Annotated in this window: 8 protein-coding genes; 3 read left to right on the forward strand and 5 right to left on the reverse strand. The window is 37.9% G+C overall.

The window, feature by feature from the left end:
• Positions 1–159 precede the first annotated feature (159 nt).
• Positions 160–495, forward strand: coding sequence for a hypothetical protein (locus AB5Z52_RS07850; RefSeq protein ID WP_003128211.1), 336 nt, complete (start codon positions 160–162; stop codon positions 493–495).
• Between the two features lie 568 nt (positions 496–1,063).
• A complete protein-coding gene (locus AB5Z52_RS07855; protein WP_137264615.1) occupies positions 1,064–2,713 on the forward strand; it encodes an ABC transporter ATP-binding protein in 1,650 nt (549 codons plus the stop codon).
• Positions 2,714–2,981: 268 nt separating this feature from the next.
• On the opposite strand, the gene AB5Z52_RS07860 is transcribed toward AB5Z52_RS07855, so the two are convergent.
• The 4 genes from AB5Z52_RS07860 to AB5Z52_RS07875 all read right to left on the reverse strand — a co-directional run bounded on the left by AB5Z52_RS07860 (position 2,982) and on the right by AB5Z52_RS07875 (position 12,669).
• Positions 2,982–5,645: a MucBP domain-containing protein gene (locus AB5Z52_RS07860; protein ID WP_231450746.1), complete on the reverse strand. Its 2,664-nt coding sequence runs from the start codon at positions 5,643–5,645 to the stop codon at positions 2,982–2,984.
• A gap of 640 nt (positions 5,646–6,285) precedes the next feature.
• A complete protein-coding gene (locus AB5Z52_RS07865) occupies positions 6,286–7,806 on the reverse strand; it encodes a helix-turn-helix domain-containing protein (RefSeq protein WP_029486314.1) in 1,521 nt (506 codons plus the stop codon).
• A 608-nt stretch (positions 7,807–8,414) separates the two neighbouring features.
• On the reverse strand, positions 8,415–8,897 hold the full coding sequence (locus AB5Z52_RS07870; RefSeq protein ID WP_349701907.1) for a CatB-related O-acetyltransferase: 483 nt from the start codon (positions 8,895–8,897) through the stop codon (positions 8,415–8,417).
• Positions 8,898–10,023: 1,126 nt separating this feature from the next.
• Entirely contained in the window at positions 10,024–12,669 is a 2,646-nt protein-coding gene (locus AB5Z52_RS07875) for a MucBP domain-containing protein (protein ID WP_368266873.1), read from the reverse strand.
• A gap of 604 nt (positions 12,670–13,273) precedes the next feature.
• Here AB5Z52_RS07875 and AB5Z52_RS07880 point away from each other — a divergent pair.
• A complete protein-coding gene (locus tag AB5Z52_RS07880) occupies positions 13,274–13,447 on the forward strand; it encodes a hypothetical protein (RefSeq protein WP_005470142.1) in 174 nt (57 codons plus the stop codon).
• Positions 13,448–13,510: 63 nt separating this feature from the next.
• On the opposite strand, the gene AB5Z52_RS07885 is transcribed toward AB5Z52_RS07880, so the two are convergent.
• Positions 13,511–15,874 carry a phosphoketolase gene (locus AB5Z52_RS07885; RefSeq protein ID WP_029486312.1) on the reverse strand — a complete coding sequence of 788 codons (2,364 nt, stop codon included), beginning with the start codon at positions 15,872–15,874 and terminating at the stop codon, positions 13,511–13,513.
• Between the last annotated feature and the right edge of the window lie 26 nt (positions 15,875–15,900).

Below are 15,900 nucleotides of genomic sequence, written 5' to 3' on the forward strand. Positions count from 1 at the left end.
CACACTATTATCCGATTTACGATAAGATAAACATTATCTATTTATTTGGGGAGTTCCACACGATAATCCGAATACCCTCTAAAAATAAAAGGATGAATTTGAAAATTTATTGAGTTACCCTTTATTAGATGATACACTTTTTAAAAAGGAGTTTTAGCAATGAAAAAAATCTGTTGGATTTTTTCTATCAATGTTCGGGGTATGGCACCATTCGGTTACAGCACAACAATGAATCTTAGACAAGCAAAATCATTTCAAGAAAAAATCAAGACACTCTTACCAGCAGAAATTGAGACTCAATTTATTAGTTATGATATTTCAAGTAATGATATTCCTGCTGCAGATTTACTTGTTTTTAATGATATGGATTCAAACTATCTAAGCGAAGAAATAAAAAAACAAGGCATTGCTGTTTCTTTTAAAGATATGGTTTCCGGAAATACTACAGTTATCAGAAAAACAATTCTGAACGCCCTAAATTTAGGCGGAATTTGAACAGTTTTTCTGCTTGTAACAATAACGACACCCCTCTCATACTTATGAATATGAGAAGAGGTGTCGTTATGTATTATTTATCTTTCGTCCTATCTAAAATAAAGCAAGTAATAATTGATCTAAGCGCCTAGATAGGTCTCTACTAATAAGAACACTGATTATTTGATATCTTATCAATATTCATAACGGGGAGAATGAAGAGCATAAAACTAGATAGCTTTTTCTTTATTCGTTAGTTATCGTTCTATCTGCTTTTAATCCAAACGTAACACTTTCAAAAAATTACATTTATTGTTTTTCGAACTATATTGTATGCATTTCTTCAATATCAAGTAATGACGTACGATTATGTTGTTCTATTTCTGATGCTCCCCCCTATAACAGATGTTACTGCACTTAAATCTAGTATAGCAACTGAAGGTTTAACACCAATCCTAAATTTTTTCCATAACTCTTCTTTGATTGTATGGTAAGCCTACCATGATGCTCCACAATCAAAAAAATAGTATCTTTTTGCACTATATATGTATCAAATCACTATGTTATAGTTTACTTAAGGAGGGAGAAAATGAAAAAGATAGTACTAAAAAATAAAAAACTGCTTGTTACGCATGTGATTATTTGCGCAATCGCTGCGCTTATTCAGGTTGGCGTTGCACTTGTTTATAGCCTTATCACAGAAGTTGCTATGTCAGGAAATATACAAAAGCTTATGGTTGTTGGCTTATTCGCCTTCTTTTATATCTTATTAAACACCATGAGCGACTTTGTCCCCAGACGCAGTAAATCTATCTTGGTCCACTCAATAACGGATCAGCTGAGAGTCGGCCTCTCGCAAAAGATAGTCCGAATGGATCCAGAAAAGTTTTTAAAAAGCGAAAAAAATTATTACCTTTCAAAGCTAGCCAATGAAATAAAAGTTATTGAGCAAGAATTTTTGAAACCTGGATTTGGATTGGTTTTAAGCATCTTTACCTTTATTTTTTCACTTCTTTTCTCTTTAAGACTTAGTGCTTCCTTTTCAATTGTCATGCTATTGCTAGCCTTTAGCCCCTTGTTAGCTCCTTATTTTGCCAAAAAAATTCTTGGAACTCGTCGTAAAGCGGCGGTCGAGGCACAAGATCATACACTCAGTTTATTTGAACAACTTCTTTCTGGCTATCTGACACTAAGAGTAGGCAGAGGATTCCCGAAATATGCTACACGTTTTTCTGAAAGTAGCGAGCGACTGAAAAAGCAAAATATTCATTTTGAATCGTTACAAGGACTTACCTACGCGATTTCTTTTGGTCTTGGCGACCTTGCCTACTCTGGAACGTGGATTATTGGTGGTTTTTTTGTTGCAGCAAAAATAATAACCCTTCCTAACCTCATTGCTATGACTACCTTAATGAGTAAGATTGCCGGTCCATTGGAATATTTCAGCACCTCGATTACCGATATTTTATCCAGTAAGAAAGTCGCTGATGATCTTATATCTTTTATCGATAGTACAGATGATGATGAAATGACTCGATCAATCATTCTTGAAAGTCCCATCACAACTTTGTCGATTGCTAACTTAAGCTATAGTTATGGTACCCGTACATTAATCAATGAATTAAGCTATCAATTTGAAAGAGGGAAAAAGTATGCAATTACAGGTGCGAGTGGCAGCGGTAAATCCACGCTATTGAATATTTTAGCAGGCATTTATTCTGTCGGTGACCGTCAACTATTTATCAATGAACAAGAGATGAATCAAATTTCTAGAGATTCCTTGTATCAAAAAGTCTCACTTGTCCAACAAAAGACCGCTATTTTTCAGACCAGTATTGCTTCTAATCTCTCTGTTTTTAATGATTTTGAACTTGAAAGAGTTGTTGATGCATTAAATAAGAGTGGCTTGGCCAATCGCTTTAACTACGAGAAATTATTAGAAGACCAAGAAAACAAATGGATAAATTTTCTTTCAGGAGGGGAATTAAGGAGAATCGAAATCGCTCGCGCTGTCTTTAAAAATTCCGATATCATTCTATTGGATGAACCGACTTCTGGGCTTGATAGTGGAAATGAGCTGATTATCAAAGATTTGATCAACTCTTTCAATGATAAGATAATTATCGTAGTTACTCATTCAACTAGTCCTGATTTTCTAGACTCTTTTGACGAGCTGATTCACTTAGATGCTTTACCCCTCAAAAAACAAAACGATCCCTTTATTCGCTTGTCTTTATGAGTCCCTCCTTGAACTTGTTAGAAAAAGAACTGAACCTAGTAAAATGTTCTTTGTCATACTACTAATGACAAAGAACGTTTGAGGGTTATTGACTTCCTACTAACTAATAAAATTTCATCAGATTAAAAAATTCTTCTTACTCTATGTTAACAAAATATTCTGCTATTAAATTAGTTATAGAGCGCGACACTTTACAATCACCGTTACTCTAAGCCTTTCTTTAGTTCTCGCATTCGCTGCATCCATCCTACGTCTTCTACAGTAACTATTACTTAATAACAAAAGAACGATACTTGGAATAGGCTATTTGATCGATAATAGTAAAAATTTTCTTTATCTCTAAATCTGCGCCGATTGCCGTTACTTGATAGAACTGACTGTAATTGTTCCCTAATGCGGGAAGGTAGGCATTAGAGATCAATAAATCAAACGGTTCATCACTTGTATAGGGTAGGAGAACAACGTCTTGTTTCCCTTTCAACTCATTTTCTAATAAGTAAATAGAGGCATCTGCCAAAATATTAGAGCCCATATTTAAGACCGCTATTCTCACTTGATACTCCTCTTTAGGAGACAGCATGTAAATTAAGAACACTAATCTTTTTTTCAAATACTTTAATTTCGTGTGGTTGAACAATTTAGTCGGTTCAATAATATTTTCTATTATGTCTAAGACAAACTGATTTCTAAACGAATTGTTAAACAAGTTATGGTAATAATTCAAAGTGACTTTATCGATCGAATAATTGACCCCATGAAAATAATAAACTTGGGCGATGAGAGAAAAGACACTGGATTTAATGGTTGAATTTGACTTTAGTTTATAAATCGACTGGATCGCGGCCATTATTTCATCGGTTATCTCAAAGACGGGATTTTTGCTAGTATATAATCCTAGTCGAATTTCCTCATAGGGGATCCCACCAACTGTAATTAAAAATAAGCAGATAAAATAGGTGACGATTGTCGCTTCATCTGATGAACAAATATATTTTTTTGAAAAATAACTATGCCGAATGTATTTAAAAACTGGCATATCTAGACAGCGATTGATCTTTATTTGCTCATCTTGGCCTACTTCGCTGTCTTTTGACTCTGGCGTTAAACCAGTGACTTCTTCAACAGTTGGCTTATCTGCAGTGTAGTGCTCAATTTCTGGACTAGTCACCGCATCAAAGGTTGTGTCATCGTCTTTGGCTTGCCACTCACCATACGTTGTTTCCTCTGTGGCTTCATTGGTGGTGACTGTTCGGGTGAAAGTGACTGTATCCACCTTGTCTGGGGCGGCTTCTGTACCGTCTTCATACAGATAATGGATCGTTTGTTGCACTTCTTTGGTCTCGGTTGATTCCACCATGTTTGCCTTGTAAGTAACCGTTACTTCGCTGTCTTTCGATTCTGCTGTCAAGTCAACCATTTCTGCCACACCTTTTTTATCTGGCGTGTAGTTGGCTATTTCTGGACTGACCACCGCATCAAAAGTGGTGTCATTGTCTTTGGCTTCCCAATCACCATAGGAGGTTTCACCGGTTGCTTCATTAATGGTGACTGTTCGTATAAATTCTATTGTATCCACATGATCCGGCGCGGCTTCTGATCCGTCTTCATACAAATAATGGATTATCCGTGCGATTATTTTACTTTCCTCTCTCGTTTCTATTTTAGGGCTGTAAACATACGTGACTGTTTGGGGATTTTTGCTAACGATTCCTGTCTCATCACCTTGCACTTCTTTCAAGATATATCCAGGGATATCTTTCGGAGTAATCGTATATGAATCGCCTATATTGCCACCAGTCATTATACTTGGAGGAAGTAATTCTTTCCCCTCTTCATCGATATAATTCACTGTGATTGGTGCCCCTTCAATATACCTTGGCTGCCATACATAGGTATCAGCCATAGTCGCTCCATCATAATTCAATACCAGTTCCTTAGACAGGAATACCTGATCACCATAAGGAGCGTCTATCGTACCTGATCCAACATTTTGCCAATAACCGGTATAATAGCTTGAACTAAATCCAATCATTCCACTTGGATTTGTCAAATTAACTGGGTACTCATTACCTGGCCAATTGTTCCAGCCGACAAAGCTGAATTTTTCCCCTAGTCGTATTTCTTTTAGATATCGTGCATTTGCTAGAAATTGATTCATTCCAGCCCCTAAGGCTTTGATTACATTGGTACTATCAAAATTTGATAAATCTAAACTAGTCCCTCTAAAGCCATAAAACATGCTGTTCATTGTTGTGGCTTGACTTGTATCAAGCAAATGTAGATTCACGATTTCATCCAACTCTGAAGGCACTTTTCCATAATGGCCAGTGCTTTCAAATAGTCCAGGAACATCTGCTGGAAGAACAACAGGGGCAGTGAGAACTACTTTTCTAATAGTCATGTTTGATGAAACTTCTGCTATTGGAATCACTTGATCTACCGTTGTAGTAAGCGTGCCTTCTCCTACAGTTAGAACTCCCTCAATATCAAGGGTTGCTGGAGCAGTCCCCCACATTCCACTCCAAAGGATATTGTCTGCAAGAGCAGCCTTCTTTTCTTCAGTTGCTGCTGTACTGTCTGTCGACGCTTCTGAACTGTTTTTCTCTGCATCTTCTTCAGATTCCGTTTTAGTTGCTGCAAATTCTTCTGCTGTCGCTTGCTCTTCAGATTCTATTGCTTCTGACTCTGTTCCTACAGTTTCCTCGACTACTTTTTCTACTTCTTGCTGTTCAGGCAACAACTCCCCCGCAGTAAGCATTGTTTCTTCTGCTGCTGAACTATTCGTTGTTTCTTCTGCTGCTGTAGTGCTAATTGATGCAGCTGATGCAGGAATACTAAAAAGTGCTTGTGTAAAAATCGGGCTGCCTAATATAAATACAGAGGAACTGACAAGAATACGTGATACGATTTCTTGCTTCTTCGATCTTCTCATTATTTTTCCTTCTTTCTATCTAAGTGAATGAACACAGTCTCGTTCTATCCAATGCAAAAAAGCTGTCAACTGACAACTACTTCAGACATATTTTAATACTCCTGTTGTCCTCATTCCTTAAGTATGTATTATCACATGGCTCTGAGTAGCGAACACGACAACATCTGCTCTAAAAAAGACAAGATTCGTCCTGTTTAAAAAAAATAATTAAAATCCTTTGGAAATTATGACAAAAAAGAAAATAATCACATTCATATCAGTATTTCAACGGATTATGCGAAAAGATTTTGAACATGGAAGATCTCTTTTTATTCCTAATCATTCACTTAGAGAAAAGACAAAAAAACCGCAATACAAGCGTTTGAGCAAATCAACTGTCTCAACGATAAAAGGACTTGCCCACTTGCGCAGCATTGCATCAAAAATATCGTTTAGAGTTGTTTTCACTGTCACTTATATTGCAGTCATAAAAATGGATAAGCAGTCATACTTGCAGCCACGTGTTTTGGGTCTGCTAAGTATTCGCTTGTTGATCTTGAACATTTGATTTAGTCAAGTTCACACCTTAGCTGTTGATACTGCCAATTCGAAAAAGATCGTCACTAGCAGATACGGATATCTAACGTTATCTGTAATGATTCTATAGTGAGGTATTTGTCCCTGTTTCTTGAATAGACTCATTAATAGACTCATTTTGGAACTTTTCGATCGCCTCGACTAATTCAAGCCAGCGATCTCCGGTGGGGAAACTATTCCATTTAAAGAAACGTACTTCGCGATTTTGATTAATAAAGTATTGACGATCGACAGGATAATCCATCACGACAAAATCCGGCTTTTCTGATACAAAAGAAAGAGTATATCCAAACCATCGTTTTAATCGCTCTTTTTGCCTAATTTCCTGAATTTTTCCAAATTTTGATTCATGAAAAACCCGCACAGTTGACCGATCAATTCTAGCTACAATCGAAAGAAGCATACTGTACTGAAAAAGCAGGCGGTTATTTGAGACATACAGCGTACTAAAAATCGATGATTGTTCTGATAACGATTGGTACATCTCTTGAACCAGTGGAAATAGTTTAGGGAATACTCTTCGATAATCTTTGTCTGTTGTTGTTTTTCCAAAAGCATCAATCTTATTTTTAGAAGCAAACATGAGAGAGGTTGAATGGATGTTCAATGCATTGACAAAAAGATACGTTGTAGCACTATCAGGAACAAGAAAAGCTTGTTTCGCTGTTTCCGAAAAAAGTTTAGCGGCTTGTAAGCTCTCTTCTGAAAAATGATTTGTCATCGTCAACTCTGTAGGGATCTCATCAGGTAAATAGGTGGTCATTACTGAAAACATATAATACAAGAAGATATACTCATTTTCTGAAGTTTCATTTAACAAATAATTATCTCTTAAGAGGGGCATTATAAGCTCCTTTTTGAATTGCTCAAAAGGAATAGTGAGATGGCATGTTTCTGTCATTCCCGGTGGAATTTCTTTCAAAGCAAATCCTCTCTTTAAACGATAGAGACTTAAAGCCAGTAATTGGATAAACTTTTCTTGATCGATTCCTCGGTAACAACTTGGATACATCGCGAGTCTTTCTTTGAAACCAGTAATACTTTTTTGAGTCAGGCCAAAATAACGTACATTTGAGCCATCCAAAATTTGCCAATACATGATATGAAAAAAATGCCTAATACGATATTCTTCTCCTACAAATAACGGCTTCCTCTTTAAATTCAACGAAATATTATAATTTTCAAGGATATCCATGATCTCCTTGAGTTTTCTTTGAACCGTGCGATTACTCACAAAATGCTGTTGCGCTGTATTCTCCAAGGATAAATATTTCTCTCTGAATAATCGGTCCAATATTTGAAAAGGCATGCTTTCTTCTAACATGACAGAATATAACTTAGAAAGTAAAAAATTTGAGGCAAATCGAAGTGAAATGGTTCTTCCGTCAATTATTTCGATATCATAAAAGGGATACCGTTCTCTCAAATCCAGTGCACGGTCAATAACTAAAACAATTCTTCTTTTCGAAACACTTAATTTATTTGCCAAGTCGCTTATACTTTCATATTCCTCAGCATTTTCAAAAAAATAAGCAAATACTTCATAGACATCTTGATCTAATTTAGTTAAAAGAAACTTATACATGCCCTCACCTCTTAACCTCTTACTTTAAATAAATTATACCTCTTCTACCTTCTAATATCATTGATTGTGCATTAATCCATAATGTTTTTGATTTTTTGATAATTATTTAAATTTCTACTTAAATAGCCAGCCTATTTCATTTTGTCTCATAAGTGTCCTTTCTCTTTCTCCTCCTATTGATCTGCATAATCAACTTCCTTCAATGCTGCGTTACAATCCAGTGTCTTAATCAGTAACTTTTCAATGATTGAATATGAAAAAAGATATATTCTATAGGATTTTCATCTAGAACATTACTGTATGATACAAGTGCCATTTTTTAACATAAAAGTGATTTTTACTAAAGAAAAATTGAATGACTAGATGATACAGTCAAACTAGCAAACATTCAAATACAAAACAAAAATGAAGTGTCCAGAAAGCTGTTATTTCTTAGGTACTTTATTGTTTGAACTGAAAATTAGGCTTTTATACAAAAAACATCAAAGCTAATGAATACACTTTGATGTTCATAAAACAGTTTTAGGATAACTTATTAACGAATTATCTGAGTATCCTCGTATCATCAGTAAGAAATTCTCTAGATACATTGGTTAAAGTTCTATTACTCATTTCTTTGATAATTGACTAACGGACCCAGACATGAGATGCCCAAGGTTCGCTTTTATTTTTTCTTCCGGCCAGTCCCACCAACGGACCTTTTGTAAATACTGAATCGTTTCATCATTAAATCTTTTTCTGATTGGTTTCGCAGGAACGCCTCCTACAATGGTATATGGCGGTACATCTTTCGTGACTACAGCTCTAGTACCTATAATGGCGCCGTCTCCAATCGTTACGCCTGCCAGGATCAGTGACTCATACCCGATCCAGACATCATTGCCAATCACAATATCGCCTTTATTGTCCCATGCAGCAGCCACATCGGCTTTATCAAGACCCCACTCTTCAAAAAATAGCGGAAATGTATACGTTGGAACGCTTGATAATGAGTGGTTTGCAGCATTAAACAGAAACTTTGATCCACAAGCAATGGAACAAAATTTGCCAATAATCAATTTGTCATGATTGATTGGGTATTGATACAGCACATTATTCCTTTCAAACTCGCGTGGATCATTTACAAAATCATTATAAATCGTGTATTCTCCAACGCTAATATTTGGGTTAGTGATGGCATTCTTTAGATAGATCGTTTGTGTATCATTGGTTCTTGGGTAAATTTTATTTCATGAAGTAGTCATAATATTCTTCTCCTTTTGGTGTGTTAACGTTTGACTATTTCACATACTACAATGCACTTTTTCATTTTTTTACCTCTTCTCAATTTATGTACGTAATGAATATATCTAAATAATAGTACTTGAAATAGTAAGCAGCTGAAGAAAAAACCGCTACTAACATGGTATTTCATTCAACTGCTACGAATACGGGACACTTCAAAATCAATGTGCTTACCACAATTTAAATCAAATAAATTATAGCCATTGTATACTCATAAAAAAACTTACACCAACAGTTAAAATAAAACAAGGATATTTAAATAAAAAAGACAGGATCCTTTTTATTCATTTGTGTTCTCCAGAAACTATATACGATTCTTTTTTTGAACGTTACAAAGAACTAACCACTAAAAACTATTGGGCAAATTGGGCAAAAAATCAGTCTTTTCATGACTATAACGGAACAGGCAAGGAGACAATATATAGCTCGACTACTAATAGTACTATGCATGCGAATAACATAAGATTTTCTCGACGATCATGGTTTGGATGAAGATAGGCTTCTGATTTTGGTCTATCTTTAATATCATCTTGTCTAACTTTTCTTCTAATCAATGCCACTCCTGAACCGACCGCCCAACACAAAGTGAACAGAATAAACAGCCCAAACGATAGATAAATTTGTTTACCAATAGCAAGATACAGTAGAAAAAAGTCAATCAGCTTAATCGAAAACAAAGCGACTCTTCGCACCTTTCGTCCATAATAGATCCAACTATAACTCATGCACCCTCACTCCTTCTTAAATTTAATCACTACCTTTTGCTTTCATATTTTGACTTAATGAAAGATTTTCTCATCGATTCTTAGTATAATTTCCTCAATTTGTATCTCAAAAAACATGATTATAAATAAATATATACTAAAAAAATAAAGTGTCCAGAAAAAATGATATCCAGACACTTTATTCATGTTCTTACTATAAATAATACACTTAATTTGATAGGTTCTTTTTTCGTTTACTGATTCTATACGATAAGAGAATTAGTAGGGTTCCTAAAATCACCAACATTGATTGTCCCAACGTTTCTTCTCCCGTAGCTGGCAAAGTCCCTCTAGAATCATTCTCTTTTTCATTATTTTTATGAAGAACACTATAGACATACACCACTTCCTGCGCTTCCTCGCTGAAAATTCCAGAAGCATTATCTGGTATCTCTACTACATACCAGCCTGGGATCTCTTTGGCTTCACTGGCATATGGTAACCCGACTTTTCCACTTAAGACAGTTGGCTCTGCTAATTGATTTCCTTCACTATCTTGGTATTTCACAGTCACTGGTGCCGCATCTGAGCGATCATACACGTAGACCACTTCTTGCGCTGCCTCACTGAAAATTCCATAGGCATTATCTGGCGTCTCTACTACATACCAACCAGGAATCTCTTTGGCTTCACTGGCATATGGTAACCCGACTTTTCCACTTAAGACAGTTGGCTCTGCTAATTGATTTCCTTCACTATCTTGATATTTCACAGTCACTGGAGCGGCATCTGAGCGATCATATACGTAGACCACTTCTTGCGCTGCCTCACTGAAAATTCCAGAGGCATTATCTGGTGTCTCTACTACATACCAACCAGGAATCTCTTTGGCTTCACTGGCATATGGTAACCCGACTTTTCCACTTAAGACAGTTGGCTCTGCTAATTGATTTCCTTCACTATCTTGATATTTCACAGTCACTGGAGCGGCATCTGAGCGATCATACACGTAGACCACTTCTTGCGCTGCCTCACTGAAAATTCCATAGGCATTATCTGGTGTCTCTACTACATACCAGCCTGGGATTTCTTTGGCTTCACTGGCATATGGTAACCCGACTTTCCCACTTAGAATCGTTGGGTCGCTTAATTCGTTACCGTCTGTATCTTTATATTTGACTGTGACTGGTGCCGCATCGCTGCGATCGTAGATATACACCACTTCCTGCGCTTCCTCGCTGAAAATTCCAGAGGCATTGGCTGGCGTCTCTACTACATACCAACCTGGGATTTCTTTGGCTTCACTGGCATATGGCAATCCGACTTTGCCATTCAAAATCGTTGGGTCGCTTAACTCATTGCCGTCTGTATCTTTATATCTGACTGTGACTGGTGCCGCATCTGAACGCTCATAAACATAGACCACTTCTTGTGCTTCTTCAGTAAATACACCGACTGCATTATCTGGTATTTTGACCACGTTCCAGCCCGTGATCTCTTTCGGATTGCTTTCATAAGCCATACCGACTTTTCCACTTAAAACCGTTGGTTCACTCAGCTGTTCGCCTTCAGAATTCTGATACTTGACTGTTACAGGAGCTGCATCTATTAAATTGGGCTGCCAAACATACGTATCGGAGTCAGTTTCTCCATTGTAGTTTGCCATTAACTCGGAAGCCGACCAAATATTTAGCCCATTCGGGAAATCTATTGATCCTGTTCCAACATTGACCCATTTTCCTGTATAAATTTCTGATGAAATTGGACTAGGCAACATTGCATTTGTATAAAATGAAAATGACTGGCCTAATCTGATGATCTTCAACGATTGCATACCGCTAAACATAGAAGACATATTCGTTACCTTACTGGTATCGAAACTTGATATATCCAGACTAGAGACTCTATTTAAGCCCTGAAACATTCGATCCATATTCGTTACTTGGCTAGTATCAAAATTGCTTAGATCCATACTGAATGTATCGAGATCACTTCTTCTTAGGTTTGCGAACATCAAAGACATGTCCGTAACATTTCTCGTATCAAAATTGCTTAAATCAAATTTATCGATATTAATCACATTCGCGAACATCAAAGACATATTCGTTACATTTCTTGTATCAAAATTGGAGACGTCCAAACTAGTCAAATCGAACAGTCCATTGAACATCGCATACATATTAGTAACGTTACTTGTATCAAAGTTGGATACATCGAGCTTTGTTAACCCTCGAGTATTATTAAACATGCCAGACATATTCGTTACTCGGCTAGTATCCAGCTTGTCCAAGCCTTCTATTTCAGTAAGGTCAGTCCACGTACCGCCGGAGTTACCAAATAAATAAGAAGAATCCTCACCAGCAATAACATTCCCCTCGAACACAATTTTTTTAACCCTATACCGGGACCAAGGGTTAATCTCAGAAGTAGATCGGAATGTTCCAGATCCGATATGGAGAACTCCGTCATAAGTGATATACCAATCTGAAGTACCATAAGTTCCCGAGGCCATATTTTCAGTAGGATCTTCAGTAGTTTGATTCTCTATTGCATCTGTTTCATTTTGACTTCTAACTTCATTCTCACTTGAAGAAGAAGTCGATTCGTTCAGTTCGACAGGTTCTGAACTATCTGATTGACTAAGTTCACTGGGCTCTGTATTCCTTCCATCATTATCTTTCGTTGAATGAATGTGTTCATCCTTACTATCACGAGACATTAAAGTTTCTTCTTGTTCCACAGCGATCGTGCTCTCTACTGTATCCTGTATAGAAACAGTATCTTCAGTCACTGAATCAGCGCTAACAACCATTGTCCATGGCGCTTGATTTAACAACAAGCCTCCCAACAATAGTATCCTGCTACACTTTCCCATACCAAGTCATCCTTTCTCTTTTAGTCTTTCTCTTTAGTATCCATATTCCGATTATCATCAATGGATGTTATTACCTACATGTTTTGTATTGTCTCTGTGCTAAAGGTGTTTTGTTAATCAAACCATGCGCTTTACCTGCTGATTCGCTTTCAAGCTTTCAATAAGGTTCGATCTAAAGAATTTTCTTTAAAAAGTTGTTCCCAACCCTCAACTTCGACAAATGGATTTTCTGAGGCTTTCTATATGCATGTACCTTCTTCTAGTGCCAAAAATCTTCGTTTTTTAGATAATAGTTTCTCATTTAGACATTTTTTCGACAAAAATCTATAATTCAAGTTTTGTAAGACATTCGAAGTTTTCGGATGTCTATTTTCGTGTTGTCCCAAAAACGAAGGTTTTTGAGACAGATAGATTATTTTACATTCTCTGAATATATTACTATTCATCGCAGCTTTCTCTTAATCAACTATTTCTCCAGACAGTGAAATAGTTGATTTGCTTTTTACTCCAACCTTATCTACAGTTCCAAATCAAATCGCTTCGCCTATCCTTGCTTTTTTTGTTAAGATAAAGAAATAATGAGTAAGAATTTAGGTGATGATTTATGCGACTGTTGTTTTTCTTTTTCCTTTTCACATTTTTGATTGGATTTCTCTTCTATTTATTGACCCGTCGCACGATCGCCGAAGTCTATCATGAATTGACCGATAAGAACCGCTTCTTTCGAGGCATCAAAGCTTTCTTCATTGGAATTTATCGCATTTTGACTTCTGTTTAAAAAAAACTGTCCAACAACAGATCTCTTGATCGTTGCTGGACAGTTTTTTGTTTGATTCGTCTTCTATTTCAATGGTTTCCATTGCCAATCTTGGACTTCAGCAATGTCATAGCCATTCTCACGGATAAAGTCATGGTGATAGGCAACCGTCTCTGTCATTCGTTGCGCAAAGTCGGCAGCTTGTTCGCCATAGACCCACTCAGCGCCGTCTTTCGCTAAATGGAAGCGATCAAGTTCAGATAAGATCCGCATGTCAAATGGTGTGGTGATATCGCCATTTTCACGATAGCCATGAATATGCAGACGCTGATTCTTGCGGCCGAAGAAAATGTCCCGAATCAGTCCTTCATAGCCATGGAAAGCAAAAATGATTGGCTTGTCCTTAGTAAAGTAAGCCTCAAATTCTTCATCTGTCAATCCACGAGGATCGACATCCGGATGACGTAGTTTCAATAAATCAACAACATTGATAAAGCGGATTTTCAACTCTGGAAACGCCTCATTCAGCAGGCTTACAGCAGCGAGAGCTTCTAAATTTGGCTCTGTCCCTGCTGCAGCGATCACCAAATCAGGTTCTCCTTGGTCTGTTGAAGCCCAATCAATGATCTTTAAGCCGTCTTTTACCAATATCTCCGCTTCTTCTGCCGTATAAAACTGCGGCCGAGGATGTTTCGAAGAAACAATCAGATTGATCTGTTCTTCAGTTTGGAATGTTTCTGCCATTACAGCCATCAAGCTATTGGCATCTGCTGGTAGATAGACCCGTACGAATTCCGCTTTTTTCTCAGCGATATGTGTCATGATCCCTGGGTCTTGATGGGTATACCCATTATGGTCTTGCTGGAATACGGTTGAGGAAGCAATCAAATTCAATGACGGATAGGCATGGCGCCAAGGCAATTCTTTCGATTTACGCGTCCACTTAAAGTGCTGAGTGATCATGGAATCAACCACTCGCAAGAAAGATTCATAGCTAGCAAAAAAGCCATGACGCCCAGTTAAGACGTAGCCTTCTAGGAAGCCTTCTGCTTGATGCTCCGATAATTGGGAATCAATCACCCGTCCGGTAGCACTTAGCCATTCATCATAGTTTGGCTGTTTTGGTTCTAACCATTGGCGATTTGTCACTTCAAAAACATGGTTCAAACGATTGGATTTGGCTTCATCCGGACCAAAGATTCTAAAATTAGTCGGGTTTTCAACAATCAAATCCCGAGCAAACTTTCCGAACTCCATCATGTCTTGAGCAGTGGTTGAGCCAGGAACACCAATATCGATCGCATGCTGTCGCCAATCGGTGATTTTCAACGGTTGAGGATCGATTCCCCCGTTAGTGATGGGATTCATTGCCATCCGTTGCTGTCCTTTCGGCGCGAGTTCTTGAATCTCAGCCTTGATGCGGCCAGATTCATCAAAGAGTTCTTCTGGCTTATACGATTTCAGCCAATCGATTAGTGCATCCACGTGCTCCATCTGATGCGCATTGACTGGGATAGGTACTTGGTGGGCGCGAAAACCGCCTTCAATCGGCTCTCCCTCCCAAATTTTTGGTCCTGTCCATCCTTTAGGTGTGCGCACGATCAGAACAGGCCAGTGGGGCATGACTGCTTCATCAGCTTTTCCTTGACGAGCTTTGGTTTGAATCGCTTTGATCTGCTCAACGGCGCGGTCCAATGCTCTCGCCATTTGCGGATGAACAGTAGCAGGATCATCTCCCTCAACAAAATAAGGTGTCCAACCCATTCCTTCAAAATACTTGGTTAGGTCTTCATCCGATTTGCGAGCCAGAATCGTTGGATTAGAGATTTTAGCACCGTTCAGATGTAAGATCGGCAGAACAGCCCCATCATTTACCGGATTGATAAATGTATTAGAAAACCAGCTGCCCGCTAACGGACCGGTTTCAGCTTCGCCATCTCCAACCACAACAGCAGCGATCACATCAGGATTATCAAGGACAGCTCCTGTTCCATGCGCGATGGAATAACCTAGTTCGCCCCCTTCATGGATCGATCCTGGTGTTTCTGGTGCCGCATGGGAAGCAATTCCTCCTGGGAAGGAAAAAATTTTGAAAAGATGCTGCATCCCGGCCTCATCTTGGGTTACTTCTGGATAGATTTCCGTATAACTTCCATCCAGATAGGCATTCGAAACCATCACCTGACCTCCATGACCAGGTCCTTCAATGTAGAACATATTCAAATCATATTTATTGATGACACGATTCAAGTGGGTGTAGATAAAATTCTGACCAGCAATGGTGCCCCAGTGACCAATCGGATTGACTTTCAGATCTTTTTCTTCAATGGGCCGCCGTAACAGTGGATTGTCTTTCAAATAGATTTGTCCGACAGAAAGATAGTTGGCTGCCCGCCACCAAGCATTCATTTTGTCAAAATACTCTTGGGTATCAAATGTTGTCTCCATACTACTCCTCCTTGCTTTCTCTTAAT

The sequence above is a fragment of the Enterococcus sp. RTP21361st1_A6_RTP21361_211029 genome (genome assembly GCF_040910045.1).
Taxonomy (GTDB): Bacteria; Bacillota; Bacilli; order Lactobacillales; family Enterococcaceae; genus Enterococcus_D; species Enterococcus_D gallinarum.

What these genes read in the sequence shown, in the direction of transcription:
- AB5Z52_RS07850 (WP_003128211.1), top strand. Translation starts at nt 160, where the DNA reads ATGAAAAAAATCTGTTGGATTTTTTCTATCAATGTTCGGGGTATGGCA.
- AB5Z52_RS07855 (WP_137264615.1), top strand. Translation starts at nt 1,064, where the DNA reads ATGAAAAAGATAGTACTAAAAAATAAAAAACTGCTTGTTACGCATGTG.
- AB5Z52_RS07860 (WP_231450746.1), bottom strand. Translation starts at nt 5,645, where the DNA reads ATGAGAAGATCGAAGAAGCAAGAAATCGTATCACGTATTCTTGTCAGT.
- AB5Z52_RS07865 (WP_029486314.1), bottom strand. Translation starts at nt 7,806, where the DNA reads ATGTATAAGTTTCTTTTAACTAAATTAGATCAAGATGTCTATGAAGTA.
- AB5Z52_RS07875 (WP_368266873.1), bottom strand. Translation starts at nt 12,669, where the DNA reads ATGGGAAAGTGTAGCAGGATACTATTGTTGGGAGGCTTGTTGTTAAAT.
- AB5Z52_RS07880 (WP_005470142.1), top strand. Translation starts at nt 13,274, where the DNA reads ATGCGACTGTTGTTTTTCTTTTTCCTTTTCACATTTTTGATTGGATTT.
- AB5Z52_RS07885 (WP_029486312.1), bottom strand. Translation starts at nt 15,874, where the DNA reads ATGGAGACAACATTTGATACCCAAGAGTATTTTGACAAAATGAATGCT.